Here is a 25,737-nt window from a genome sequence, read left to right as displayed (position 1 = left end):
GTTGACACAAAGATCTCTTGGGGGTGGCGGCGCCGGTGGGTGGCTTTCCGATCGAAATCGTGCTCGGACTCATCGGTATCGCGGTGCCGATCGTCGCATTCCTATGGGAGTTCGTCTTCGTCGGACGCAAGGAAATCGGCTATCGGGTGCAGATGGATACGCCGGTCACCGGTGAGATCGAATCGGTCTTTCCCGGTGTACTGCCACAGCTGCGCCCCGAGCAAGATGGTGTGAGTCCGCCGCTGAAGGATCTATCGGTGGTGCTGGTCCGTATCGAAAACAGCGGTGCGACACCGATCGATACGCACGACTACCGGGCACCCGAGGTGGGGCGGGTCGGCCTGCATCTGAACTTTTCGCAGCGCAGGGTCATCGGCATGGCGGTGACCGAGCTGAGTGACGAGGGTCTGGCCGATTCGCTGGGGCGTGATTCGGGTATCGCGGTTCGTGAGGATACCGAAGGGCATATCGGTGCCATCGATCTGCCGAGGGTTCCACTCAATCGCGGTGATCACTACAAGATCCTGGCTATTCTGCAACGTTCGGAGGGTACGGGGGAGTACGCGGATCCGGTACTGAGCGGCGGCATCAAGGGTGGGCGGATTATCGAAACCCAGAGCCGCACCGGCATTTCGCGAGTGATGGTGGCGCTCACGGCCTTTCTGGTCGTGGTGATCGTCGTCCAGCTGCTGGTTTCCGTGCTGGCGCCCGATCCGACGCCATTGGATTGTGCCGCGGGCAAACTCACGGTGGTCGGCTCGTCGGCCTTCGAACCGGTCATCCGCGATGCGGCCGCGCAGTACGGGAAGCGATGCGCCGGAGCGGAATTCACCTTCGGCTTCGAGGGCACCGAACGCGGCCTCGACCGGCTCGCCGAGGAGGGCAAGGACGATCCCGATCTGCTCACGATCAGTGACGGCCCGAAAGGTGATGGTTACCAACCGCTGCTGGACCGTCCGCTGGCGCTGTCGCTGTTCACCATGATCGTGCACAAGGATGTCGGCGTCAGCAACCTTTCTGTCGCACAGATCCAGGATCTGTATCAGGGCCGCATCACCAACTGGCGCGATGTCGGCGGTGCCGACCTGCCCGTCGTACTGGTCAATCGGATACCGGGATCGGGCACTCGAAATACGTTGGAGCGCAGGCTACTCGGCGGTCCGCAGCCAGATCGGCCGCATATCAGCTGTGTCGCGATCAAGGATGGCGCGCCCGCGACGGCCAGATATTGCGATGTGCAGGTCACCAAGGATATGCAGAAGGCTGTCGGCGACATCCCGGGCGCGATCGGCTACAGCGAGTTCTCGGAGGCGGTGAAGGCGGGAGCCACGACCCTCACCATCAATGGCGTAACACCGGGTCGCGACGCCGCCGTCAACCGCAGCTATCCGTTCTGGGGCGTCGAATACGCCTACAGCTACGGCGAACTCGCCGGCGATTCGCTCGGCGCGAGCTTCCTGCACTTCCTGACCGATCTGACCGGTAAGGATGTGCTGCGCGAGCATGGCAACGAGCCGTGCGGTGAGCTTCCCGATCGGGCCCGCTGCCTGCCGTCTTCGTGACGTTGTCACAGATTCGGCGGCTATCTCGTCGTACTCGGGTAAGCGATTTCGAGAGAGGACGGCCAATGTCACGCATGCAACTCGCCGAGGTGGCGCCCGAGATCTACAAGGCCTGGTACGCCGCAGAACAGGCCATTCGCCGTGGGCCACTGGATGCGACGGTGCGCGAGCTGGTGAAGATCCGCGTTTCCCAGATGAACGGCTGCCTGTTCTGCATCGATATGCACACCACCGACGCGCGCATGGCGGGCGAGACCGAACAGCGGATCTACTATCTCAATGCCTGGCGTGAGTCGGTGAAGTTCACCGAGGCCGAACGAGCTGCCCTCGCCTACGCGGAGGCGGTCACCAGCCTCGGTGAACACGGTGTCAGCGATGAGATCTGGGCCGAGGTGGAGAAGAACTTCGAGGAGGGCGCGCGGGCCGGTCTGGTCGCGGTCACCGCGATGATCAACCTGTGGAACCGGATCGGGGTGCCGCTGCGCATGCAGCCCGCCTCGGCGGCCGAGTCCTGAGTCAGTCGTCCGAGGGCATGATCGGTCTGCTGAAGTAATCCTCGACCGGGACCGGACCGGTGTAGCGTCGGCAACCGCACTGCACCCATACGGGCCCGCCGTACGTCTTGCGGACCAGCTCGGCATGGCAGGTGCCCGCCTCCGGATCGTGCAGCGCCAGGTCGTGGCCACAGCCGCACCGGGCAACCGCGGATCCAGCGGGCGTGCGCCTGCCGAACCGCCCGAGGGCCCAGCCGACACCGGCGATTCCGGCCCCGACGGCAAGAGTGATGGGATCGAACATGTGCATATTATATGTATGCGTATAACGCTACGGTAGGGCAATCGAATACCGGATTCGTTTGCTCGCTTCGCTTATCTCGGAACCGTCAATAGTCGGGTAAGCCCCCTTGATATCAACGACGGGTAATGGGTCATTTTATCCCAAATGCTGAGATTTCAGACCGACTGCGTGGTTTGAGCAACCAGAAATAAGGTACGTCTGTGTGCGGCCCCCCTGTTCATGCCAATCGGCGTGACCAGGCCAACCAAGCCTTCATGGACGGCGGTGCAGGCACCAGTCTCCACCTCCGCCGCGGCGGCCAACACGTTCGGCGCCCAGCGCACCGAAGTGCTGGGTGGATGTGCACAAGGTTGTCCCTGGAAGGATGGTCATGAGCGCAGGTCTGATCGCGCCGAATTCGGCGCCCATTGCCGCTTCGGATTTGCTGTCTACCGATCACGTCGGCGAACGATTCCGCATTGCGATGGTTGTTCCGCCCTACTTCGACGTACCGCCGAAGGCCTATGGCGGAGTCGAGGCCGTAGTCGCCGATTTGGTCGACGCATTGGTCGCACGCGGGCACGACGTGACATTGTTCGGCGCCGGTGAACCCGGCACCACGGCGAAATTCGTTCCGGTGTGGGATCGCGCATTACCTGAACGGCTCGGTGAGCCGTTTCCCGAGGTCGTGCACGCTCTGAAGGTGCGAAGGGCGATCGAACAGGTCGCCGCCACCTCCGGCTTGGATCTGGTGCACGACCACACCTTTGCCGGACCACTGAATGCCCCGGCGTATATGGGCTTGGGTTTACCAACAGTGGTGACCGTGCACGGGCCGGTCGACGAGGGCGACTGCTATCACTACTACCGCGAATTGGGCCAGGAAGTATCGCTGGTCGCCATCAGTGATCGGCAGCGCGAATTGGCGCCCGATCTGAATTGGGTTGGTCGCGTACACAATGCGCTGCATGTCGACCAGTGGCCGTACCAAACCGAAAAAGGCGACTACGCACTGTTTCTCGGTCGTTTCACCGCAACCAAGGGGACGCATCTGGCACTGGAAGCCGCGCACGAGGCCGGTATTCCCTTGGTGCTCGCGGGTAAGTGCAGTGAAGCCCCCGAGCGGGCGTATTTCGAAAAAAAGGTGCGTCCACTGATCACCGAGCGGGATCACCTTTTCGGAATGGCGGATGCCTCGGCCAAGCGCAAACTGCTCGCGGGTGCGCGCTGCCTGCTGTTCCCGATCGACTGGGAGGAGCCGTTCGGCATGGTGATGATCGAGGCGATGGTCTGCGGCACACCGGTGGTCGCACTGCGCGGCGGTGCGGTTGCCGAGGTCATCGTCGACGGTGTGACCGGCCGGATCTGTGACGATCCCGCCGAGTTGCCCGCCGCGATCGCCGAGGTGAGCACGTACGATCCGGCCGCGTGCCGTGCGCACGTCGAGGCGAACTTCGGCGCGGGCACGCTCGGGCGCGGCTATGAGCAGGTCTATCACCAGCTCCTGCGTTCGCGGCGCCATGCGCGCGCGGCACTGCTGCTCGATGAGACGGTGCCGGTCCGTATTCCCGCCAGCGAACGAGTATGACCGCAGACGCCGGCGCCGCGTCGAATCCCGCACCGCTGAATTCCGGTGAGCCGACCGGTCTCGGCGGTTGCGGCAATTCGGTGACCTTGGTCGAGGGCGGTACCTTCTGCCTGTCGAATCGGCTCGGCGATGTCGAACCGGGACATCCGCACGGGTTGTTCTTCCGCGACGCCCGCGTCATCTCCCGCTGGGAACTGCTGGTGGACGGCCAACCGGCCGAATCGCTGTCGGTGCTCAGCCCGGAGGCGTTCGCCGCCAGATTCGTGCTGCGCCGGCCACCGCAGGCCGGACAGGCCGACAGCACTCTGCTCTTGGTGCGCGAACGCCTCATCGCCGATGGCATGCACGAGATTCTGACCCTGGAGAATATGGGCCAAGAGCCCACCGCGGTCACCTTGGAATTGCATGTCGACGCGGATTTCGTCGATCTGTTCGCGGTCAAGGAGGGCCGCGTCGCTCACGGCCGGGCCGAGGTCACCGTGGCCGAAGGCGAATTGCTGTTGCACGACCGCACCGATCGGATGCGCGGGCTCACCGTTTCGGCGACAGTCGAGCCCGCCGTTCTGCCCGGCACACTGCTCTGGCGGGTGGTCGTACTGCCCGGCGAACGCTGGCAGACCGAGATCGTGGCCCAGCCGACCGTCGGCAATCAGCGGGTCCAGGCGCCATTGGCACCGGGGGAGCACCATGGGCTCAGCGCACCGAGCCGCAAGATGGCGGCGTGGCGACACACCGCGACAAAGATCACTTCCGCGGATCCGGTGCTCACCCAGGTGCTTCGCCGCTCGGAAAGCGACTTGGGCGCGTTGCAGATTCACGACGGATCCGGCGAGGGTCGCCCGTTCGTGGCCGCGGGTGCGCCCTGGTTCATGACCCTGTTCGGCCGCGACAGTTTGCTCACCGCGTGGATGGCGCTGCCTTTGGAAGTGGATCTCGCGCTGGGCACACTGCAGCAGTTGGCCGAATCGCAAGGACAGTGCATCGATCCGCTCACCGAAGAGGAGCCGGGGCGGATCATGCACGAGATGCGGCGCGGCCCGGCCAGCGGGCATGTGCTCGGTGGCAGTACCTATTACGGAACCGCCGATGCCACACCGCTTTTCATCATGTTGCTCGCGGAATGTCATCGGTGGGGTGCGGATTCGGAGGTGATCAGGGAACTGCTTCCCGCCGCCGACGCCGCGGTGCAGTGGATCACCGAGTACGGCGATCGTGACGGCGACGGCTTCGTCGAATACCGCCGTGCCACCGATCGCGGGCTGATCAACCAGGGTTGGAAGGACAGTTTCGACGGAATCAACGATGCCGCAGGACATCTCGCGGAGGCGCCGATCGCGCTGTGCGAGGTGCAAGGCTATGCGTATGCCGCACTGCTGTCCCGGGCGGAGTTGGCCGAGGCCTTCGACGATCAGCGCGCGGCGACCCGGCTGCGTGAGCGGGCCGCCGAACTGCGCGGCAAATTCGCCGAACAGTTCTGGCTACCGCAGCAGGGGTGGTACGCGGTCGCACTCGACGGCCGCAAACGACAAGTCGACGCGCTGACAAGCAATGCGGCGCACTGTCTTTGGACCGGCATCGCCAGTGACGAGCACGCCGCCGAAATGGTCAGGCGGCTCTCCGGTCCCGAAATGGACACCGGCTTCGGGCTACGCACCCTCGCCTCGTCGATGGGCGCCTACAACCCGATGAGCTATCACTGCGGATCGGTCTGGCCGCACGATACCGCGATCGCCGTCGCGGGCCTGCTGCGCTACCAGCAGGTGCCGGGCGCGGTCGAGCTCGCCACTCGGCTGGCGGGCGGATTACTCGATGCGGCGGCATCTTTCGGTGGTCGGCTACCCGAGTTGTTCTGCGGATTTCCGCGCGATCAGTTCGCGGTTCCGGTCCCGTATCCCACCTCCTGTTCACCGCAGGCCTGGGCCAGCGCGGCACCGCTCTTGCTGGTGCGCTCGTTCCTCGGACTGGATCCCGCCGCGCCGTCGCGCACGCTCACTGTCAGACCGCAACTGCCGCCGCAGTGGGGCGCGGTCACGCTGAGCGATCTGCGATTGGGTTCGGCGACCGTGGATCTCGAGGCGACGGGCGATCAGGTCACCACGGTGCGGCTGCCCGATGATTGGCAGATTCTGCGATGAACGGCGCCGGATCGGGTAATCCACCAATGTAAGGACATTGGTTCGCTTCTCCACTGAATACCAACAGGCTGGAGGTGCACAATGCAGACATCACTGGATCGCCGGGATCTGTGGAGCACTCAGCACCGTGATTGCAGTGCCGAGCCGATGGATCTCGATCTGGACTTGGCGCGTTTCATCTGTAGTACGCATGCGGGCCATGGTCCGGACTGCCACCAATATCTCGCCGCGTCGGCGTATTGCTTCGCCTGCGTCGAGGACAACTGAACGAATCGGCCGAGCGCCCATTCCCGTTCGGGAATGAGCGCTCGGTTCGCTAGCCGCGGAACGGATACCGCTTGTCGAGATCGAGATTCAGCTCGACCACATTCACCCGCGGTTCACCGAGGAAGCCGAGGGTCCTGCCGTCGGTGTGCGCGTCGACGAGCTGCCGTACCTGATCCTCGGAGATATTGCGGGCCTTGGCGATTCGCGCGAGTTGAATGGCCGCGTACTGCGGTGAGATATGCGGGTCCAGACCGCTGCCGCCGGCGGTGACCGCATCGGTCGGCACCGGTGTGTCGGTCGAGGCATCGCCGATGATCGGGACGATCCGGCCGACCGAATAGTCCTCCCCCAGCTTGGCGCATTCGACCTGGATTCCCTTGTAGGTGGACAGGAACGGCTTCGCCGGGCACACCTCGTTGACGCTCACGACCTGCACCGGATGCGAAACCTCGCCATCGGCGTCGCGTGGTCCGATCACCGAAAGCACCGCGCCGACACCGTCCTTGGTGCAGAACGGACGGCTGCCGTCGACCCCCTCACGGTCGCCGACCGCCTTGCTGCGCGCGCACACGGTCGACAGCAGGCTCAACTTCACCTTCGCAGGATCGGCGTCGAGCGTGTCGACGATGCTCTCCGGGCCGAGGTTGGACGCCGCGGTGGACAGTGGGTCGTAGCCGTCGCCCGCCGCCGACGGACGGCTCTGGAAGTACTGCACCAGCGCATTGCCGTCCTTATCGGTGAACGACTGCCCGATCAGGCTGGAACCGACGACATTGCCGTCCACCGTGATCAGCGACCCGTCCGCCTTATCGTGCAGGCCAGGAATCTGGGCGATCAGGAAGACCGCGACGGGATAGACGATTCCGGTGATCGCCGTGAGCGCCAGCAACGCACGCAACGCGGCCAGATGCTGCCGGATCCAAGTCGACATACGCATATCAGGACATCCCGGGGAGGAGTTGGACGACGAGGTCGATCAGTTTGATGCCGATGAACGGTGCGACGATGCCGCCGAGACCGTAGATCGTCAGGTTGCGGCTCAACAGCTTCGACGCATTGCTCGGCCGGTAGTGCACACCGCGCAGCGCCAGCGGGATCAGCGCGATGATGACCAGCGCGTTGAAGATGACCGCCGATAGGATCGCCGACTGTGGACTGGCCAGCCGCATGATGTTCAGCAGGTCGAGGCCCGGAAACAGCGCGACGAACAGCGCGGGAATGATCGCGAAGTACTTGGCGATGTCATTGGCGATCGAGAAGGTGGTCAGCGCACCGCGGGTGATGAGCAGCTGTTTGCCGATCTCCACGATTTCGATGAGCTTGGTCGGATCCGAATCCAGATCGACCATATTTCCGGCTTCTTTGGCTGCCGAGGTGCCGGTGTTCATCGCGACGCCCACATCGGCCTGGGCTAGGGCCGGAGCGTCATTGGTGCCGTCACCGGTCATCGCGACCAGGCGTCCGCCGTCCTGCTCCTGTTTGATCAGCGCCAGTTTGTCCTCGGGCGTTGCTTCGGCGAGGAAGTCGTCGACACCGGCCTCATCGGCAATCGCCTTGGCGGTCAACGGGTTATCGCCGGTGATCATCACCGTGCGGATGCCCATCCGGCGCATTTCGTCGAAACGCTCCCGCATGCCTTGCTTCACAACGTCTTTCAGGTGAATGACGCCGAGCAGCCGGGCCTTACCGTCGGTGACCTCGCCGACGACCAGCGGTGTGCCGCCCGATGCGGAGATCCCGTCGACGATCACGCCGATATCGCCGGGTACGTCCCCGCCTTGTGCGCGAACCCAGTCTGTGACCGCACTGGCTGCACCTTTGCGAAGCTGGTGCCCGTCTTGCAGGTTCACGCCGGACATGCGGGTCTGGGCGGTGAATTCCACCCAGGTCGCACCGGTCAACTCACCCGGGGTGCGTTCGCGCTTGTTGAACGCCTGCTTGGCGTAGACCACGATGGAGCGACCCTCGGGGGTTTCATCGGCGAGGCTGGAAAGCTGTGCGGCATCGGCCAATTCGTCATCGGGAATGCCGGGCATCGGCACGAATCCCGAGGCCTGCCGGTTGCCCAGCGTGATGGTGCCGGTCTTGTCCAGCAGCAGGGTGTTCACGTCACCGGCGGCCTCGACCGCGCGGCCGGACATGGCCAGCACATTGCGCTGCACCAGGCGGTCCATACCCGCGATACCGATGGCCGACAGCAGCGCGCCGATGGTGGTCGGAATCAGGCACACCAGCAGCGAAACCATCACAATGCCGGTGACACCGTGCACGTCCAGCGCCGAAGTATCAGCCACCCCGGGATTGTTCGACTTCGAGAAGATCGCCAACGGCTGCAGTGTCGCAACCGCGAAGACGAAGATGATGGTCAGCGCGGCGAGCAGGATATTCAGCGCGATCTCGTTCGGCGTCTTCTGCCGCGACGCACCCTCGACGAGCGCGATCATCTTGTCGATGAAGCTTGCACCCGGCTCCTGGGTGATCTTGACGATGATCCGATCGGACAGCACGGTAGTACCTCCGGTGACGGCCGAGCGGTCGCCGCCGGACTCCCGAATGACCGGTGCGGATTCGCCGGTAATGGCCGATTCATCCACCGAAGCAATGCCTTCCACGACGTCGCCGTCGCCCGGAATCACCTGGCCCGCCTCGACAATGACGTAATCGCCGCGTTGCAGCGCCGGAGCGCCGACGCTCTCCTCGACGATCCGCGCACCCGGCGACCAGTCGACCAGACGCCGAGCCATGGTGTCGGTCTTGGCTTTCCGCAGCGTATCGGCTTGCGCCTTACCGCGTCCCTCGGCGACCGCCTCGGCCAGATTGGCGAATATGACGGTGAGCCAGAGCCATACGACGATCGCCCACGCGAAGAACGTGGGCTCGGCCAGCGCCAGCACCGTCGACCAGACCGCGCCGATCTCGACGATGAGCATCACCGGATTGCGCCACATGGTGCGCGGGTCCAGCTTTCGCACCGCGTCCGGAATGGAGGTCAGCAGCATCTTCGGATCGAGCACACCCTTGCGGACGCCACGTTTGTGCTGGACCGGTTCGGCTGTCGTAGTGGACATATCAGTGGATTCCTTCGGCGAGCGGCCCGAGTGCGAGTGCGGGCAGGAAGGTGAGAGCGACCAGAATCACCGTCACGCCGACGACCATGCCGACGAACTGCGGCCGGTGCGTCGGCAGCGTGCCGATCGATTCGGGGGTCTGACCCTGCTGGGCGAGCGAACCGGCGAGGGCCAGTACGAAAATGATCGGCAGGAAGCGGCCGAAGACCATGGCCAGGCCCAGCGCGGTGTTGTACCACTCGGTATTGCCGGACAGGCCCGCGAAGGCCGAGCCGTTGTTGTTCGCCGCGGATGTGAAGGCGTACAACACTTCCGAGAGCCCATGTGGTCCGGAGTTGAGCATGCCCGCGCGCTGCCCCGGCATGGCCATCGCGGCGGCCGTACCCACCAGCACGATCAGCGGGCTGATCAGGAAATATGAAGCGGCGAGCTTGATTTCGCGTGGCGTGATCTTCTTGCCCAGATACTCCGGTGTGCGACCGACCATCAGACCCGCGACGAAAACGGTGATCACCGCGAGGATGAGCATGCCGTACAGACCTGAGCCGGTACCGCCCGGGGCGACCTCACCGAGCTGCATATTGAACATCGTCATCAGGCCGCCGAGGCTGGTGTAGGAATCGTGGAACGAATCCACCGCACCGGTGGAGGTCAGCGTGGTCGCGGTGGCGAAGGTCGCGGAATCGGCCACGCCGAAACGGGTTTCGACACCCTCGAGCGATGCGCCGATCGCGGTCGGCACCGTGCCGTGGTGCTGCAGTTGGAAGAGGTTCTGCAAGGTGACGCTGATCAGCGCGATCGTGCCCATTACCGCGACGATCGCGTAGCCCTGTTTCTTACTGCCGACCATGCGACCGAAGGTGCGCGGCAGCGAGAAGCTGATCACCAGCAGCAGGAAGATCTCGACCCAATTGGTCCAGGTCGTCGGATTCTCGAAGGGGTGCGCGGAGTTCGCGTTGTAGAAGCCGCCACCGTTGGTGCCGAGTTCCTTGATCACCTCCTGGCTGGCCACCGGCCCGCCGGTGATGGTCTGCTCGCTGCCGTTCAGCGTCTGCGCGACCTGATCGTGCAGGTGGAAGTTCTGGATCGCGCCACCGGCGACGAGGATGATCGCGAAGACGAAGGCCAGCGGCAGCAGGATGCGAATGGTGCCGCGCACCAGATCCACCCAGAAGTTGCCCAGATCGCCGGTATGCCTGCGCGCGAAGCCGCGCACCAGGGCGACCGCCACCGCGATGCCGACGGCCGCGGAGAGGAAGTTCTGCACTGCGAGCCCGGCCATCTGCACCAGGTGACCCTGGGTCGACTCACCGGAGTAGTTCTGCCAGTTCGTATTCGTCACGAAACTGACCGCGGTATTCCAGGCCAGCGCCGGGGTCAGCTCGGTCGCCGGATCGTGCAGATGCAGTGGCAGCTTGCCCTGGATCAGCTGAAGGAAGAACAAGAACAGAATGCTGACGGCAGAGAACGCCAGCACACTGCGGGCGTAGACGCCCCAAGTCTGTTCGACCTCGGGTTGTACACCGATGGCTTTGTAGACGACCCGCTCCGCGCGGGAGTGCTTCTCGGCGTTGTACACCCGGAACATGTAGTCGCCGAGCGGCACATGCACCAGGGCCAGCGCGATGATCAGGGATGCGACGAACGCGATCCCCGCGGTGGTCGTGTTCAACTAGAACCTCTCGGGGAAAAGCAGAGCCGCCACCATGTAGACGGCGATGAGGACGGCGAGGACCAGACCGATCAGGTTCGCGATCACAGCTTTTCCACCCCGCGCTGGATCAGGCCCAGTAGCGCGAAGATCGCCACGGTGAGCACCGTGAACACCACGACAGACATTTACACAACCTCCATTGGCGCCCCGGGTACGGTGCGCGACATGGCGAGTCAAGCGGTCATTCGAGCTGGTGCGGAGCTTGTTTACGGGTTCTTGGCGGCCCATTGACGAGCATTGACGCTTCGTTTACGGGTACGGCTCGGGCGCTGAGTGAAAGGATGCCGTCAAGGTAGGGGGTCAACCCGTCAACACACCGTAAAGATCCAGATAGGCGGCCGATACGGGAGTAGAAATTCATCGACCGGCCATGCGGGGGATGCCAGCGCGACCGGGGTCCTGTTGGTCGGTGAAAGGATCGTCATGTCGGCTGTCACGGTCGCGGTGCTCATCGGATTCGTCTGTTGCGCGCTGATCATTCGCGCGCTGTCCATAATGGGGCAGCGGCAGGATTCGGAGATCGCGACAGAACGGGCACGGATCTTCGGCGACACGCCGTATCGCGCGATGATGGACGAGTGAAACGCGGCCAACTGCGCATCTACCTCGGTGCGGCACCGGGGGTCGGCAAGACCTACGCCATGTTGGGCGAGGCCCATCGCCGACTCGAACGCGGCCGCGACGTGGTAGCTGCGGTAGTCGAGACACACGGCCGCGCCAAGACCGCGGAACTGCTGGCGGGCATCGAGCGGATTCCACCGCGCATGGTGGCGTATCGCGGGACCACGCTGCCCGAACTCGATGTGGAGGCGGTACTGCGCCGCGCTCCGGCCGTGGTGCTGGTCGACGAACTCGCGCACACCAACGCCCCGGGTAGCAAACATGGCAAGCGCTGGCAGGACGTCGAAGATTTGCTCGCCGCGGGCATCGACGTGATCTCGACGGTCAATGTGCAGCATCTGGAGAGCCTCAACGATGTCGTCGAGCAGATCACCGGCATCCAGCAGAAGGAAACCGTGCCCGACGCCGTGGTGCGCAGCGCAGACCAGGTCGAACTGGTCGATATCACGCCGGAGGCGTTGCGGCGCAGGCTTTCTCACGGAAATGTATACGCCGCCGACAAGGTCGACGCGGCGCTGCGCAACTACTTCCGGCCCGGCAATCTCACCGCCCTGCGCGAATTGGCGCTGCTGTGGCTGGCCGACCAGGTCGATGCCGCACTGGCGAAATACCGGGCCGACCACAAGATCACCGAGCTGTGGGAGGCGCGCGAACGCGTGGTCGTCGCGGTGACCGGCGGTCCCGAATCGGAGACCGTGGTGCGCCGGGCCAGCCGCATCGCCACCAAATCCAGCGCCGACCTGGTCCTGCTGCACGTGGTGCGCGGCGACGGACTTGCCGGGGTATCGACGGAACGGCTGACCCGGCTGCGGGAATTCGCCGCGAGTCTGGATGCCTCGCTGCATACCGTCACCGGTGACGATGTGCCGAATACGCTGCTGGAATTCGCCCGCGAGGTGAATGCGACCCAGTTGGTGCTCGGCACGTCCCGGCGCTCACGCTGGGCGCGCATGCTCGACGAGGGCATCGGCTCCGCCGTGGTGCAGGCATCCGGCAAGATCGATGTACACATGGTCACGCACGAGGAGGCCAACCGTGGGCTGCGCCGCTATTCGCTGATGCCGCGCCAGCCGATCCGCGCATGGCTCGCGGCGGTGCTGGTTCCGGTGGCGGTCTCGGCCGTCTGCTCCACCTTCCTGGACGGATATCTGCAGCTCGGCGGGCTCAGCGCGGTGTTCTTCATCGGTGTCGTCGCCGTGGCGCTGCTCGGTGGCGTTGTGCCTGCGGCGCTTTCGGCGCTGCTGTCGGGCATGCTGTTGAACTGGTTCTTCGTCGATCCGCGCTACAGCCTGACCATTGCCGAACCGGACAGCTTCGTCACGGTAGTGGTGTTGCTGATCGTCGCGGTGGCGGTCGCGGCGCTGGTGGATGTGGCCGCCAAACAGACCCGGCAGGCGCGCCGGGCCTCCCAGCAGGCCGAATTGCTGACCCTGTTCGCCGGTGCCGTGCTGCACGGTGCGGATCTGCCCAAGCTGCTGGAACAGGTGCGCGAGACCTACGGGCTGCGCGCGGTCAGCATGCAGTTCGGCGACGAGGTGATCGCCGCGGTCGGCACGAGTCCACCGCAGCGAGCGTCCGAGGCCGAGACCGCGATTCAGGCGGGCGATGCGACGAGCTGGCTGCTGTTGGCCGGACGTCCCCTCGCCACGACCGACCGCCCGGTGCTCAACGCCGTCGCCAATCAGGCCGCCGGGCTGGTCCGCCAGTCCCGGCTTGCCGAGGAGGCCAGCGCCGCCGCGGCCCTGCTCGAGGCCGACCGGTTGCGCCGGGCGCTGCTGTCCGCGGTGAGCCACGATCTGCGCACGCCGCTGGCCGGTGCCAAGGCCGCGGTTTCCAGCCTGCGCAGTGACGACATCGAGTTCTCGCCCGAGGACACCGTCGAATTGCTGGAAACCATCGAGGAATCGGTGGATCAGCTGACCGCGCTGGTCGGCAATCTGCTCGACTCGTCGCGCCTGGCGGTTGGTGTGGTGCAGCCGCAGTTCCGTCGGGTGTACATGGACGAGGTCGTGCACCAGGCGCTGGTGAGCGTCGGGATGGGCGCGCGCGGGCTGCGGCGCGCGGCGATGGATCGGGTGAAGGTGGAGGTCGGCGAGGTCTCGGTGCGGGCGGACAGCGGTCTGCTCGAGCGGGTGCTGGCCAATCTGATCGATAACGCGCTGCGGCATTCGACGCGCGATACGCCCGTGCGGGTCACCGCGGAACACGACGGCGATCGGGTGTCGATTGCCGTGGTCGATGTCGGTCCCGGTGTGCCACCGGGCACCGAGGAGCAATTATTCGAGCCGTTCCAGCGGCTCGGCGATCGCGACAACACCACGGGTGTCGGGCTCGGCCTGTCGGTGGTGCGCGGTTTCGTCGAGGCGATGGGCGGCACCGTGCATGCCGAACCGACACCGGGCGGAGGATTGACGATGATCGTGGACCTGCCTGCCGATGAAACCGAGGTGAGCAGCCGATGATGAGCACAATGACACCGCGGACCGCACAGGAAGTCGTGATGACCGACAAGAAGCAGGAAGCACCGTCGACCAAGGTGCTCGTGGTCGATGACGAACCGCAGATCGTCCGCGCACTGCGCATCAATTTGTCGGTGCGCGGCTACGAGGTGATCACCGCGGGCACCGGCGCGGCGGCATTGCGCGCGGCGGCCGATAAACATCCCGATGTGGTCATCCTGGATCTGGGCCTGCCCGATATGGACGGCATCGAGGTTCTGGCCGGACTGCGCGGCTGGACCGCCGCCCCGGTGATCGTGCTGTCGGCGCGCACCGATTCGACCGACAAGGTGGAGGCGCTGGACGCGGGCGCGGACGACTATGTCACCAAGCCGTTCGGCATGGATGAGCTGCTGGCCCGGCTGCGGGCGGCGGTCCGGCGTGGCGCGACCGATACCGATGCCTCCGATCCGGTGGTGGTGACCTCCTCGTTCACCGTCGACCTCAGCGCGAAGAAGGTCACCAAGAACGGTGAAACGGTGCACCTGACCCCGACCGAGTGGGGCATGCTCGAAATGCTGGTGCGCAACCGCGGCAAACTCGTCGGGCGGCGCGAACTGCTGCGTGAGGTGTGGGGGCCGTCGTACGCCACCGAAACGCATTATCTGCGGGTATATCTCGCGCAGTTGCGGCGCAAGCTCGAGATCGATCCCTCGAATCCGAAGCATCTGCTGACCGAGGCCGGAATGGGGTACCGCTTCCAGGAATAGCGACGGCGGCGATAGCTGTTGCGGGCAACGTGACAACTGATCTCGGACGAACATGGGTAACTCGTCGGGTACGCCCAAGACCCGACCATGCACACGACGCAGGACCTGAGCGGGACTCCAGGGGCTCCCAACTGGTATGGCCTAAATATTCGGGGAGGCGGGACTGGCAGGATCGTGACCATGGCTGACCAGACCACCGCATCCGCGACCACCACCGCCGCCGCGACCGAGCCGACCACACTGTGGGTCGAGCGCACCGGGACCAGGGCGTACACCGGCCGCAGCTCGCGCGGTGCCGAGGTATTGATCGCATCGCAGGGCGTACCCGGGGCCTTCACCCCGGGTGAGCTGCTGAAGATCGCCCTGGCGGGCTGCTCCGGACTGAGCGCGGACTTCCCGCTCTCGCGCAAGCTCGGCGACGCCTTCGACGCGACCATCCGCGTCTCCGGCGACGCCGACCGCGACAACGAGGTGTACCCGCAGCTCGACGAGGTATTCGAGCTGGACCTCAGCGAATTGGACGAGGAGGCCCGCGAGCGACTGCTGGTCACCGTGCAGCGCGCCATCGACAAGGTCTGCACCGTCGGCCGGACGCTGAAGGCCGGCGCGAAGGTCACGCTGACATTCGATATCGACGCCATCGACGCGTGATGCCGGAATCGGTTCGGCTCAGCGCCTGGGTGCACGGCTACGTGCAGGGCGTCGGCTTCCGCTGGTGGACGCGCTCGCGGGCGCTGGCGCTCGGACTGGTCGGACAAGCCACCAATGCGCGCGACGGTCGGGTGCATGTGGTGGCCGAAGGTCCGCGACCCGCGTGCGAAATGTTGCTGGATCTTCTGCGTTCTGGAGATACTCCTGGTCGGGTCGACCTTGTTGTGGAAAGGTGGGAGCCCGCGCGGGGAGATTTGTCCGGATTCGAGGAGCGGTAGTGGTTTCGACGGCCGAGGGATGTGATCGTTGAGTACCGGGGGTCCGGGCGCGGGCGATGACGCGGATCAGCAGGGGGCCGATCCTGCGTCGGGTGCGCGTGGTGCCGACGCCGCTGGATCGCGGTCGGCCGCACCGGAATCCGGCCCGGGTACTTCCGCCCCAGATCACGCCGCTGGGCCGCCGCCCACCGGGGCGGAACAAGCCCCGCCGGAATCAGGACCGGGGACGGGCGGGTCCACCGCGGCTCCCGGCAACGCGGACTTCGAGTCCGAGCCGCCGCAACCGGTTCCACCGGGCACCGGGCCCCGTCGGTTCGGTACGCCACCGCGCGCGGGCAGCATCCAGCGCCAAGAGCCCGGTGTCACCCAGCCACGCCCGCCAACGGTGGCCGAGGCGCGGGCGCGCGACAAGGCACGTAAGCGCGCCGAGGAGGCACAGCGGGCCGCCACCGCCGCCGCCGAACACAAAAAGCGCACCCGCAAACGTGTCCTCATCGGCGGAGTCGCCATTGTCGGTGTCGCGGGTCTGGTCGGCGGCGGTTACCTCGCCTATCGGGCACTCACCAAACCCGATCAGGTGACGGCGTATTGCACCGTGATCGATCAGAACGGTCAGGAGGTCGTCACACCCGACGACCAGTGCCAGACCGCCTCGACCGCCGTCGGATCCGGCACGACGGGTGCGTACACCGGCAGCAATGGGATCTTCATCTACAACGGGACGCAATACCGCTATTACTACGGCGGCAACAACACCGTCGGCAAACCGCCGACCGGCGGAACCACGGTGCAGCCCAAGGGCGCTCAGATCTCGACCAAGAGCGGCGGCACCGTTACCCGCGGCGGTCTCGGGACCAGCAGCAAGAGCAGCGGGGGTTCGTAATGCGGCGCGTGCGCGGTACGCCGCGGCCCGGCTGGCAGCAGATCATCGAGGGCCAAGGGCTGGTTTACGGCTCGCCCGGCCGTGACGCAAGCGGTCTGCCCCGGCCGTACTGGGACGAATCGGTGCACTACGAATTCGAGATGTCGGAGATCCTCGCGCTGGAGGCCGATGTCGAACTGCTGCACTCGATGTGTCTGAATGCCGTCGAGCACGTCGTGCTCACCGAGCGGTACAAGGATTTCGGTCTGCCCGAATGGAGTTGGGGGCCGATCGCGGAATCCTGGAAGCGCAATGACCCGTACGTCTACGGGCGCTTCGATCTGCGCTATGACGCGCGCCGTCCGGCGAAACTGTTGGAGTACAACGCCGATACGCCGACCTCACTGCTGGAGGCGGCAATTGTGCAGTGGCACTGGCTCACCACGCTCTATCCCGACGGCGATCAGTGGAATTCCCTGCACGAGAAGCTGGTCGCGCGCTGGACCGAGCTGCGCGACATCCTGCCCTCGGCGCAATTGCATTTCACCTGGTCCGGTGCGGATGCAACCGGGGAGGACAATGTCACCACCGCGTATATGCAGGAGACCGCGGCCGAGGCCGGGTTCGACACCATCGCGCTACCGATCGAGGAGGTCGGATTCGACAGCGAGCTGGAGCGTTTCGTCGATCTGGCCGAGAGTTCGATCGATGCGATCTTCAAGCTCTATCCGTGGGAGTGGGTGCTCGACGACGATTTCGGTAAGCGCGTGGTCGCGAGCCTGCCGCAGACCATGTGGGTCGAGCCGCTGTGGAAGACCCTGCTGAGCAATAAGGCGATCCTCGCGATCCTGTGGGAGATGTATCCCGGGCACCCGAATCTATTGCCCGCCTACCTCGATCAGCCCAATGAGCTCACCGAATACATTCGTAAGCCGAAGCTCGGGCGCGAGGGCGCGAATATGACCATCGTCGGCGCCGGCCTGGAGACGGCCACCGGCGGGGTCTACGGCGAAGAGGGTTTCGTCTACCAATTACTCGACCCGCTACCGGAATTCGACGATATGCGCCCGGTCCTCGGCGCCTGGATCGTCGGCGACAACGCGGCCGGACTCGGGATTCGCGAAACCGCCGGATTGATCACCGACGACGGCTCGGCCTTTGTCCCGCACCGCATTACGCAGTAACTACGCGACCTCACCTCGGAAGGATCACGATGACCGCAGTTGCCCTCGAATCGGGTTACTGGAACTCGCTCGGCACCGGCGTTGGAGCCATCGTTCTCTACGCCATTGTCGGCTTGGCCCTCATGCTCGTCGGCTTCTACGCCATCGATCTGACCACACCCGGTAAGCTGCGCGCGCTGGTCGCCGCGGGTAAACCCAATGCGATCATCGTCACGGCCGCGGGCATGCTCAGCATGGCCTTGATCGTGGTGTTGGCTACCTATGCCTCGGCGGGCAAACTCTCCGAGGGGCTCATCGCCGCCAGCGTCTACGGGTTGGTCGGCATCATCGCGCAGGTGATCTCGGTGCGAGTTATCGAGCGCGCACTCGGCATCGATATCGGTGCGGCGCTGGAATCCGATGTCTATACCACCGAGGTTCTCGTGGTGGCCGCGGCGCATTTCGCGCTCGGTCTGGTTGTCGCCTTTGCCATTCTGTAGTTCCCCGGGTGCAATCCCGAGGCGACGGATTCAGCATCTGATGTCGCTCTAGGGCGGCGTTGTATTTTCAGCGGTGTCCGGGGAATCAGTTGTCGTAGGAGGCGACTCCGACGGGACCGACGCCGAGGCAGAGGTCGAGTCCTGGTGTGCGGGGACTGATTCGGAGATGGGATCCGCTGCCGACGACGCGGATGTAGACGGTATTCAGACCCTTGCGGACCGGCGCGGCCACGGGCTCGCCGTGTTCGAAGGAGACGGTGATCCGTCCGTCTTCGTTGGCGAGGTAGTTGAGTTGTGCGGTCCATTCGTGTTCGAGCATCGGACCGTCGAGCGGAATATCGGTTGGCTGCGGACCGCGGATTCGGTAGCCACAGTTGGGCTCTGGCCCGGACAGGATGCTGCGGTTCCACCAAACGGCCGCCTCGACGATCTCACCGGTGTCGGTAATCATCCGCAAGTGCGGAGTCGAGTCGGCAAAGGTCGTCGGCTTCGTGAGTGGTGCGAGCACGCGACTGGTCAGATTCTGCGGATACGCCGTCGGATTCAACACATTCCACGGCACCTCCTGCTCGAGCAGCGGCACCCCATCACTCCCCGCCAGCGCCCCCTTCACATTCGTCACATACGTCCTCGTCGGATTAATCCGCCAAGACTCCACAAACGAAGCAGTAGACCAAACGCTGCTGACCAAAAACACCACCCCCAACACAGCCATCGTCCGCGAACCGGGGAGTGGTACGGGGATGTGACCACGCGGTCCGGGAACCCATACAGCGGCACGGCTACCCAGCCTCGCGAGCACTGCCGCGACGCGGCGAGCACGGCCATGTCGACCGGGGAGGGGCGCGCGAGCGAGATCGCGCAAACCGGGAAGCTCAGCGATGCGGCTGTGCGTATCGGGAAGCAAGTTCGGTGTGTGGTCGCGCGGACGGGCACGCAGTATCAGCGCACCTGCTGCGCTCAATACCACCGCGATATCGGCGAAATAGCGTAGGGACTGCATCAGTTCGGCGGCGGTGTTCGGTCCGCTGCGGGCCAATGCGACCGGCAGCTGCGCGACGAGCACGTACGCCGCCGCTGTCACCCACACCGGCCCCACCCGAAGGCGCGCCCGCAGCGACAGCAGCACCAGCGCGCACAATACGACCCAAGCCGCCACGACCGCCCAACTCGGCGGATCCGCCCACGGCGTGGACGGTAACCAGCGCTCCCAACTCCACGGTCCACCGAACAGCGTCGGCACAATCCCCAATGACGTTGCGCCGGGCAATAAGTCACGCAATTCCGCTGGACTGGTGTGCACCGCCGAAACATCCACCACCGTTAGATATCCGGCCAGCCAACAGGCGATCACCACACCGGATCCACCCCACAGTGTCGCCCCGCGCCGCGCCACCACCCGCAGCGCGGATCCGAGACCATCGACGTGCCGAACGAGCACCGCAACAGCGAACGCGGCGAACGGAACGATCACCGACTTCTCGAAGAAAAGCAGCGCCACCCCCAGCACCACGACCCCCGATACCGCAAACCGCCGCCGCCCCGTCTCGACCAGCTGCACCGCGTCACCGATCACCCACGCGAGCGCGAATTGCAGCGGCAGCGCATTGAGCGCAGCAGCCCACCACGCGTACGCCGGAAGCGTCAGCGGACAAAACAGATAGAAACCCAGCGGTACCAGAATCGCCCACCGCACCCCCACAAGCACGACCAGCATCCGCACCACCGCCACCGACGCCGCCAACTGCAACACCACCAGCGACACCACCGGCCCAGCCCACGTCAACGGCGCAACCGCAGTCACCACCCAGGCCGTAGCGAATGCCAACGGCATGAAATGCCCATCATGGTTGTACAACAGCAAATCCGCAGACCACAGCGAATAACTCCCCGCCCGCCCCACCAAAATCAGATCATCCCAATAGAAGAACCCACCCCCCGCCACCCACCCCCGAATCACCAACTGCACCACCACAAAACACGCCGCCACGCCAAGGACACGCCGCCCTGCACCAACCCTCCGCGCAGGCGTGACGTCAACCCACTTCGGCACGGCGACGGTATCCATGTCACCCCACCGTAGTGTCATCCGTGGTGGGGGCCGGAGATTATCGGCGCGACCGGCCAGGCTCGGTCATGCGCCGAGGGCTCGGGCCAGGTGGGGCCAGGAATCGTGTAGGTCGGTTTCGAACTGGCCCCAGGTGTGTGAGCCTTCGGGGCGGTTGACATGGATGGCGGGGAGTCCGAGCTCGCCGAGCCGGTCGGCGAACGCATCCGTGCACGAGCTGGCGATGGCCTCGACCGGCGGGAAGCCCAGTCCGCCTTCATCTATCGCGCCGGGCGTGCCGGTGGCGGCGGATAGATAGATCGTCTTACCCGCCAACGCACCCGCATTCGCGAACGCGTCGTGCCTGCGCCAGATCTCCTGGCCCAGCTCACCCCACATATTCACCGGATTGGCCCCACCGCGGACGACCTGCGCGCTGACCATCGCCACCCCGAGCGCATCCGATGTCCACGGGCATCCGCTGTAGGCCGCCACCGCGCGGTACACATCGGGCGCCTGGATCGCCAGATCCACCGCCGATCCCGCGCTCATCGACACACCTGCGATCGCATTGCGTCCGGTGCTGCCGAGCCGGAGGTCGAGGACGGCCGGGAGTTCCCGCGAGAGGTACGTCAGCCACCGGTTGCGACCGACCGCCGGGTCGTCGCTGAGCCAGTCGGTGTACAGGCTGTACGCGCCGCCGATCGGCATCACCACGTTGACATGTTTATCCGCGAAGAACTGCCGGACGTCCGTATCGTCCCACCACGAGATGCCATCGGTGCCACCGCCGATTCCGGTGAGCAGATACAGCGTCGGCGCGGGACCGCCTGCGGCTCGAATCACCCTGTTGCTCACCACCCGATCCATCGCGGGGGAGTAGACGTCCACTTGCGAGACCGAACCGTCCAGCGGCGTCTCACCGACCACTTGCGGCGCCGCAACAGCAGGGCACACGGACAGAACAGAAATCGCGAAGCTGGCCAGCAGCACACTCACGAGCGAGGCCAAAACCTTTGAAGCCCTCACCATTCCGTAATACCACCGAAGATCGAGACGCAAACCCGATGCGTACCAACACCTTCGGGGTGCGCTGGGGTCAGCGATCCAGCACTGATCCCAGTGCTCGATCGCTGACCATGACGGTGTCAGTTGGTGTGGCGTCCGAATCGGCCCGATTCGAAACCGGCCAGCATGCGGAAGGCGAGTACGGCGCCCCATGGGCCGATGACCCAGATCGGCCACGGGTAGGTGAATTCTCCGACGCTGATCGAGATCGCGGCCCAGATGGCGAGCACCAGCACGCTCACTCCGAGCCACGAGGTACCTTCGATCTGCTGCCAGATCGGGAAGCGGCTCATCGAATTCTTCTGTCCGGCAGACTCTTTCGGCAATTTCGGCAGATCCGAGAGGACCAGCTGCAGATCGTCGCGAACGCCGGTCTCATAGACGCGGGCGACGCGCTGATCGTATTCGGCAAGGTCGATCCGACCATCTGTCATATGCCTGCCGAGCAGGCGCACAACCTTCTCGCGCTCCGCATCGGAGGCCCGAGTACCAGGCGAGATTTCCATGTCCGGTTCCTAACGACTAGATCCATATTCCACATTGGAAGGTGAAATCAGCATGCACCCTCCAATGTGGAATGTCAACCCTTGTGTGGCGGCGTATGCGGGAGGCGGTGCGGCATCGGCCGCGTGTCCGCCGACCTCTGGTGACGTCGGCGGGGGTAGCGGTTCGTTCCAGCGACGCCTCGACGGCTCGGACTGCCATGGATCCGCAGGGGTTTCCGAGGCATGTTCGACGCGTCCGGCTCGTCCGATGGCGGGCCGGTGGGTGTCAGCTACCGCCTATGACCTGCGGCGACGTCGGTCAGGCGACTCGTCCCGCCGCCGCTCCCGCAGTTCGCGCTGCTGCGGTCGAGGTGGTTCGCTGGGGTGGGCGCCGGATAGCACGTGCCGGTGCGCGCCGGAACTTTCGTCCCGGGGCCGGCCGGTGCGTTCGCGGTAGTCCACTTGTTCCCGGTATCGGGCGGCTGGTGGTTCATTCCAGTGATCACTCGAGGGCTCGGACGGCCGGGGATCCGCTGGGGTTCTGCGGTGGGCGTGTGGTGTGCCAGGTTCGTACGGTGGCTGATCGCGGTGCGGGGTCGGTGGCGCGCTACGGCGGGCAGTTGATGGATCGATCCGGTGATCGGGCGATGGTTCGTAGCGGGGTGCGCCCGATAGTCGAGCGGGGCGTGCTGATGGTGCGTCCCACTGATCACTTGGCGGTGCGTCCCATTGATCACTCGGTGGTGAGTCGCGATGGTCGCTTTGTGGGCTGTCCCAACGGTCGCTCGGTTGTCTATCGGCAGGCCGGTCCGACTGTGCCGCCCGCCGATCGCTCGTTCTTCGGCGCGTGTTCGACGGCTGCTCGCGGCGACGGGGCGACGGTTCGTCGTGGCGTTCGGCCGAGTTCGGAGGATCTTGGGGGCGTTGGGAGTTCGAGGGCCGGCGTCGGGTGCGGGCTGGAGCGCTTTGGTCGGGGGATGGGTCGCGCCGGCTTGTTCGGCCGGGTCGAGGTGCGTCCGCGGGGTCGGGTGCGTTGCGACGCTCGCTCGATAGCTTGTGCTCCCCAGTGGATTCGCGGGACGAATCACGGAGAGGGGCTTCGGAAGTAACCACCGGCAGCTCGCGGGTGATGCGGTGGGAGGTGTCGCCGCGTTCGCGGAAGGCGGCGGGGATGCCCTGGTTGTGCAGCCAGGCGCCGGGGTCGTGGCGGTCCTGGCGGTCCAGGTCGGGAACCGTGTGTTCCAGGAGGTCGAGCAGGTCGCCCCTGCCGCCGCCGAGGGCGGTGCGGATGGCGGGGAAGGTGGTGGCGCGGAAGGCCCAATCCCATTCATAGGCCGGATAGGTGCCGCGCGTGTCGTGGCCGTGGAAGACGAGATCGCCGCTGCGGGTAATGCGGGCCCGCACCGTTATGCCGTCGGATTCGATGAGGAAGCCGCGGATGTCGGTGCGAGCGCGGGTGGCGGCGTGGTCGGCGGCCTTCACCTCGAACCAGGCCGTGGTCAAGCCGGTAAGCGCGAGTACGGCGGCGACGGCGACCTGCACCCAGACATCGGACAGATCGCTCTTGCGGCTGACCTCACACGCATACAGAAATACCAAGCTGCCCGCGACCAGCGTCGCGATGCGTGACAGCCGCAGTGTCGTTGCATGACGGACTGGACCGAGCACGTTGCTGGTCTTGTCCGATGACATGCTCTGCACTCCCCGAACTAACGGTCCGCTGGCGAATCAGACTGGATCGTATTCGCCCCGTCAGTCCGGCGATACCGCAAGGACAAACCGGTCAGTCCCGTCGCGTCGGAGCGCCTGTCCGAGGTGCGAACACCGACAAGGGATGCGAAACTGACGCGCGGCCAGCAAATGTGGAGCACACCGAAATGCGGGACAACGAGCGCGGAGTCGATAACCTACGGGGGCGGTGGCCGCCCGCTTGCCGGGTAACCGATGCTCGACGGATACGATGGCTGGTCGCCTCAGACCACCGCGCAGGGAAGGGTCGTCGAATTTGCACCTGAAGAGTCTGACGTTGAAGGGTTTCAAGTCCTTCGCGTCCGCGACGACCTTGCGTTTCGAGCCGGGCATCACCTGTGTGGTCGGCCCGAACGGCTCGGGTAAGTCCAATGTCGTCGACGCGCTCACCTGGGTGATGGGCGAACAGGGTGCGAAAGCGCTGCGCGGCGGCAAGATGCAGGATGTCATCTTCGCCGGTACCTCCGGACGCGCGGCGCTCGGTCGCGCCGAGGTCACGCTGACCATCGACAACTCCGACGGTGCGCTGCCGATCGACTATGCCGAGGTCTCCATCACCCGGCGCATGTTCCGCGACGGCGCGGGCGAATACGAGATCAACGGCAGCTCCTGCCGCTTGATGGATGTGCAGGAACTGCTCAGCGACTCCGGCATCGGCCGGGAAATGCACGTCATCGTCGGACAGGGTCAACTCTCGGCCATCCTGGAATCGCGTCCCGAGGACCGCCGCGCCTTCGTCGAAGAGGCCGCCGGTGTGCTCAAGCACCGCAAACGCAAGGAGAAGGCGGTCCGCAAACTGGAGGCGATGCAGGCCAACCTGGCCCGCCTCACCGACCTCACCACCGAACTGCGCCGCCAGCTCAAACCGCTCGGCAGGCAGGCCGAGGTGGCTCGTCGCGCCCAGACCGTCCAGGCCGACCTGCGTGACGCGCGCCTGCGCCTGGCCGCCGACGACCTGGTCACCCGGCGCAATGAGCTGGAGAGCCAGCAGAGCAAAGAGGCGTACGCGCGCGAACAGCAGATCACGGTGCAGACCGAACTCGACGCCGCGAATGCCGCACTGGCACAGCAGGAATTCCAGCTGTCCCGGCTGACCCCGAGCGCCGAGGCCGCCGCGCAGATCTGGTTCCAGCTGTCCGCGCTGGCCGAGCGCGTCAATGCCACCATCCGAATCGCGGGCGACCGAGCCCGCAACCTGCACACCGAAATGCCCGTCGGCAGCGGCCGCGATCCGGAGCAGCTCGAGGCCGAGGCCGAACGCGTGGAGGCCGAGGAGGCCGAACTGCGCGAGGCAGTCGAGATCGCGGCCGAAACCCTGGAGGCCGCGCGCGAGGCGCTCGCCGAACGCGAGCAGGCCGCGAAGGCCGCCGAGCAGGCACATCTGGCCGCGGTGCGCGCCATCGCGGACCGTCGTGAGGGGCTGGCCCGGCTGTCCGGTCAGGTCGAAACCCTGCGCACCCGATCGCAGTCGGTGGATGCGGAGATCACCCGGCTCACGGTCGCGATCGGCGAGGCCCGCCTGCGTGGCGAGGCGGCCCAGGCCGAATTCGATACGGTCCAGGGCGAACTCGGTGAACTCGAGGCCGGTGAGACCGGTCTGGACGCCCAGCACGAGCATGCGGTGCAGGCCCTCGCCCTGGCCGATCAGCGCGTCACGGAACTGCGGGAACAGGATCGCGACGCCAGTAAGCGGGTGGCCTCGCTGAGTGCCCGCATCGAAGCATTGGGTATGGGTTTGGCGCGCAGGGACGGCGCGGCCTGGCTGGTCGAGAATCGCGCGGAGGGCCTACTCGGTCCGCTCTCCGGGCTGATTCGGGTGCACGGTGGTTTCGAGGCCGCGGTCGCCGCGACCCTCGGACCGCTCGCCGACGCCGTCGCCGCCGATACCGGAGATTCGGCACACGCCGCGGTGCGGGCGTTGAAGGAAGCCGACGGCGGTCGTGTCGCGCTGGTCTTCGATGCCGCGGCCGCGCCGCGCACGTCCGACGGTGTGC

At 65.5% G+C, this 25,737-nt stretch carries 23 protein-coding genes; 14 read left to right on the top strand and 9 right to left on the bottom strand.

The features are described 5' to 3' along the window. The first annotated feature begins 35 nt into the window (after nt 1-35). On the top strand, nt 36-1,562 hold the full coding sequence (locus ON44_RS22810) for a PstS family phosphate ABC transporter substrate-binding protein (RefSeq protein ID WP_040693446.1): 1,527 nt from the start codon (nt 36-38) through the stop codon (nt 1,560-1,562). A 65-nt stretch (nt 1,563-1,627) separates the two neighbouring features. Continuing rightward, nucleotides 1,628-2,077: a carboxymuconolactone decarboxylase family protein gene (locus ON44_RS22805; RefSeq protein WP_040693418.1), complete on the top strand. Its 450-nt coding sequence runs from the start codon at nt 1,628-1,630 to the stop codon at nt 2,075-2,077. 1 nt (nt 2,078) lies between these two features. Here ON44_RS22805 and ON44_RS22800 read toward each other — a convergent pair whose 3' ends face one another. Next, entirely contained in the window at nt 2,079-2,360 is a 282-nt protein-coding gene (locus tag ON44_RS22800; RefSeq protein WP_040693444.1) for a hypothetical protein, read from the bottom strand. Between the two features lie 370 nt (nt 2,361-2,730). Between ON44_RS22800 and ON44_RS22795 the strand changes: the two genes are divergently transcribed. The 3 genes from ON44_RS22795 (at nt 2,731) to ON44_RS22785 (ending at nt 6,329) form a co-directional block, all read left to right on the top strand. After that, a complete protein-coding gene (locus ON44_RS22795) occupies nt 2,731-3,927 on the top strand; it encodes a glycosyltransferase family 4 protein (protein WP_169338087.1) in 1,197 nt (398 codons plus the stop codon). Beyond that, nucleotides 3,924-6,062, top strand: coding sequence for an amylo-alpha-1,6-glucosidase (locus tag ON44_RS22790; RefSeq protein ID WP_051182346.1), 2,139 nt, complete (start codon nt 3,924-3,926; stop codon nt 6,060-6,062). Before ON44_RS22795 ends, ON44_RS22790 begins: the two co-directional genes overlap by 4 nt. 81 nt (nt 6,063-6,143) lie before the next feature. Further along, nucleotides 6,144-6,329 (top strand): hypothetical protein, encoded by a 186-nt coding sequence (locus tag ON44_RS22785; RefSeq protein WP_040693417.1) that lies wholly within the window; start codon nt 6,144-6,146, stop codon nt 6,327-6,329. A 49-nt stretch (nt 6,330-6,378) separates the two neighbouring features. Here the strand turns inward: ON44_RS22785 and ON44_RS22780 are convergent, their stop codons facing one another. Genes ON44_RS22780 through ON44_RS52745 form a run of 4 tightly spaced genes read right to left on the bottom strand, consistent with a single transcriptional unit; the run spans nt 6,379 to nt 11,339 of the window. Beyond that, nucleotides 6,379-7,266: a potassium-transporting ATPase subunit C gene (locus ON44_RS22780; RefSeq protein WP_040693416.1), complete on the bottom strand. Its 888-nt coding sequence runs from the start codon at nt 7,264-7,266 to the stop codon at nt 6,379-6,381. A gap of 1 nt (nt 7,267) precedes the next feature. Then, nucleotides 7,268-9,397: a potassium-transporting ATPase subunit KdpB gene (gene kdpB, locus ON44_RS22775; protein ID WP_040693413.1), complete on the bottom strand. Its 2,130-nt coding sequence runs from the start codon at nt 9,395-9,397 to the stop codon at nt 7,268-7,270. A gap of 1 nt (nt 9,398) precedes the next feature. After that, the gene (gene kdpA / locus ON44_RS22770) at nt 9,399-11,069 is read right to left on the bottom strand and encodes a potassium-transporting ATPase subunit KdpA (protein WP_040693411.1); all 1,671 of its coding nucleotides are present in this window, start codon (nt 11,067-11,069) and stop codon (nt 9,399-9,401) included. Continuing rightward, entirely contained in the window at nt 11,070-11,339 is a 270-nt protein-coding gene (locus ON44_RS52745; protein WP_245567286.1) for a potassium-transporting ATPase subunit F, read from the bottom strand. It lies immediately after the preceding gene. Nucleotides 11,340-11,534: 195 nt separating this feature from the next. Between ON44_RS52745 and ON44_RS50395 the strand changes: the two genes are divergently transcribed. From ON44_RS50395 to ON44_RS22730, 8 genes are all read left to right on the top strand, one after another. Beyond that, a complete protein-coding gene (locus ON44_RS50395; protein ID WP_157187261.1) occupies nt 11,535-11,693 on the top strand; it encodes a hypothetical protein in 159 nt (52 codons plus the stop codon). Further along, nucleotides 11,690-14,194 (top strand): ATP-binding protein, encoded by a 2,505-nt coding sequence (locus ON44_RS22760; protein ID WP_040693408.1) that lies wholly within the window; start codon nt 11,690-11,692, stop codon nt 14,192-14,194. The genes ON44_RS50395 and ON44_RS22760 overlap by 4 nt, the downstream gene beginning before the upstream one ends. Before the next feature lie 38 nt (nt 14,195-14,232). Continuing rightward, a complete protein-coding gene (locus ON44_RS22755) occupies nt 14,233-14,940 on the top strand; it encodes a response regulator (protein ID WP_040693437.1) in 708 nt (235 codons plus the stop codon). A 180-nt stretch (nt 14,941-15,120) separates the two neighbouring features. Continuing rightward, nucleotides 15,121-15,591 (top strand): OsmC family protein, encoded by a 471-nt coding sequence (locus ON44_RS22750; RefSeq protein WP_040693406.1) that lies wholly within the window; start codon nt 15,121-15,123, stop codon nt 15,589-15,591. Beyond that, nucleotides 15,591-15,869 (top strand): acylphosphatase, encoded by a 279-nt coding sequence (locus tag ON44_RS22745; protein WP_040693405.1) that lies wholly within the window; start codon nt 15,591-15,593, stop codon nt 15,867-15,869. Before ON44_RS22750 ends, ON44_RS22745 begins: the two co-directional genes overlap by 1 nt. 28 nt (nt 15,870-15,897) lie before the next feature. Then, nucleotides 15,898-16,752 carry a hypothetical protein gene (locus tag ON44_RS52740; protein ID WP_245567285.1) on the top strand — a complete coding sequence of 285 codons (855 nt, stop codon included), beginning with the start codon at nt 15,898-15,900 and terminating at the stop codon, nt 16,750-16,752. After that, a complete protein-coding gene (locus ON44_RS22735) occupies nt 16,752-17,915 on the top strand; it encodes a glutathionylspermidine synthase family protein (protein ID WP_040693404.1) in 1,164 nt (387 codons plus the stop codon). Before ON44_RS52740 ends, ON44_RS22735 begins: the two co-directional genes overlap by 1 nt. Before the next feature lie 29 nt (nt 17,916-17,944). Continuing rightward, entirely contained in the window at nt 17,945-18,394 is a 450-nt protein-coding gene (locus ON44_RS22730) for a DUF350 domain-containing protein (protein WP_040693401.1), read from the top strand. Nucleotides 18,395-18,479: 85 nt separating this feature from the next. Here ON44_RS22730 and ON44_RS22725 read toward each other — a convergent pair whose 3' ends face one another. The 4 genes from ON44_RS22725 to ON44_RS50390 all read right to left on the bottom strand — a co-directional run bounded on the left by ON44_RS22725 (nt 18,480) and on the right by ON44_RS50390 (nt 23,686). Beyond that, a complete protein-coding gene (locus ON44_RS22725) occupies nt 18,480-20,462 on the bottom strand; it encodes a hypothetical protein (protein ID WP_051182345.1) in 1,983 nt (660 codons plus the stop codon). A 66-nt stretch (nt 20,463-20,528) separates the two neighbouring features. Further along, complete coding sequence (locus ON44_RS22720) at nt 20,529-21,470, bottom strand: alpha/beta hydrolase (RefSeq protein ID WP_040693432.1); 942 nt, start codon at nt 21,468-21,470, stop codon at nt 20,529-20,531. 119 nt (nt 21,471-21,589) lie between these two features. Continuing rightward, nucleotides 21,590-22,015, bottom strand: coding sequence for a DUF1707 SHOCT-like domain-containing protein (locus tag ON44_RS22715; protein ID WP_040693399.1), 426 nt, complete (start codon nt 22,013-22,015; stop codon nt 21,590-21,592). A gap of 276 nt (nt 22,016-22,291) precedes the next feature. Continuing rightward, nucleotides 22,292-23,686, bottom strand: coding sequence for a hypothetical protein (locus tag ON44_RS50390; protein WP_157187260.1), 1,395 nt, complete (start codon nt 23,684-23,686; stop codon nt 22,292-22,294). Between the two features lie 313 nt (nt 23,687-23,999). Here ON44_RS50390 and ON44_RS22705 point away from each other — a divergent pair. After that, nucleotides 24,000-25,737: AAA family ATPase (locus ON44_RS22705; RefSeq protein ID WP_040693396.1), on the top strand; the 1,738-nt coding region annotated here is incomplete at its 3' end.

The sequence above is a fragment of the Nocardia vinacea NBRC 16497 genome (assembly GCF_000308835.1).
Taxonomy (GTDB): Bacteria; Actinomycetota; Actinomycetes; order Mycobacteriales; family Mycobacteriaceae; genus Nocardia; species Nocardia vinacea.
Note: the sequence above shows the minus strand (reverse complement) of the source record. Positions and strands in the feature narration are given on the sequence as shown.

Coding starts and splice junctions, on each gene's coding strand:
- ON44_RS22805 (WP_040693418.1), top strand. CDS start 1,628: ATGTCACGCATGCAACTCGCCGAGGTGGCGCCCGAGATCTACAAGGCC.
- ON44_RS22800 (WP_040693444.1), bottom strand. CDS start 2,360: ATGTTCGATCCCATCACTCTTGCCGTCGGGGCCGGAATCGCCGGTGTC.
- ON44_RS22795 (WP_169338087.1), top strand. CDS start 2,731: ATGAGCGCAGGTCTGATCGCGCCGAATTCGGCGCCCATTGCCGCTTCG.
- ON44_RS22790 (WP_051182346.1), top strand. CDS start 3,924: ATGACCGCAGACGCCGGCGCCGCGTCGAATCCCGCACCGCTGAATTCC.
- ON44_RS22785 (WP_040693417.1), top strand. CDS start 6,144: ATGCAGACATCACTGGATCGCCGGGATCTGTGGAGCACTCAGCACCGT.
- ON44_RS22780 (WP_040693416.1), bottom strand. CDS start 7,266: ATGCGTATGTCGACTTGGATCCGGCAGCATCTGGCCGCGTTGCGTGCG.
- kdpB (WP_040693413.1), bottom strand. CDS start 9,397: ATGTCCACTACGACAGCCGAACCGGTCCAGCACAAACGTGGCGTCCGC.
- ON44_RS52745 (WP_245567286.1), bottom strand. CDS start 11,339: ATGGGCCGCCAAGAACCCGTAAACAAGCTCCGCACCAGCTCGAATGAC.
- ON44_RS50395 (WP_157187261.1), top strand. CDS start 11,535: ATGTCGGCTGTCACGGTCGCGGTGCTCATCGGATTCGTCTGTTGCGCG.
- ON44_RS22755 (WP_040693437.1), top strand. CDS start 14,233: ATGACCGACAAGAAGCAGGAAGCACCGTCGACCAAGGTGCTCGTGGTC.
- ON44_RS22750 (WP_040693406.1), top strand. CDS start 15,121: ATGGCTGACCAGACCACCGCATCCGCGACCACCACCGCCGCCGCGACC.
- ON44_RS22745 (WP_040693405.1), top strand. CDS start 15,591: ATGCCGGAATCGGTTCGGCTCAGCGCCTGGGTGCACGGCTACGTGCAG.
- ON44_RS22735 (WP_040693404.1), top strand. CDS start 16,752: ATGCGGCGCGTGCGCGGTACGCCGCGGCCCGGCTGGCAGCAGATCATC.
- ON44_RS22730 (WP_040693401.1), top strand. CDS start 17,945: ATGACCGCAGTTGCCCTCGAATCGGGTTACTGGAACTCGCTCGGCACC.
- ON44_RS22725 (WP_051182345.1), bottom strand. CDS start 20,462: ATGGATACCGTCGCCGTGCCGAAGTGGGTTGACGTCACGCCTGCGCGG.
- ON44_RS22715 (WP_040693399.1), bottom strand. CDS start 22,015: ATGGAAATCTCGCCTGGTACTCGGGCCTCCGATGCGGAGCGCGAGAAG.
- ON44_RS50390 (WP_157187260.1), bottom strand. CDS start 23,686: ATGTCATCGGACAAGACCAGCAACGTGCTCGGTCCAGTCCGTCATGCA.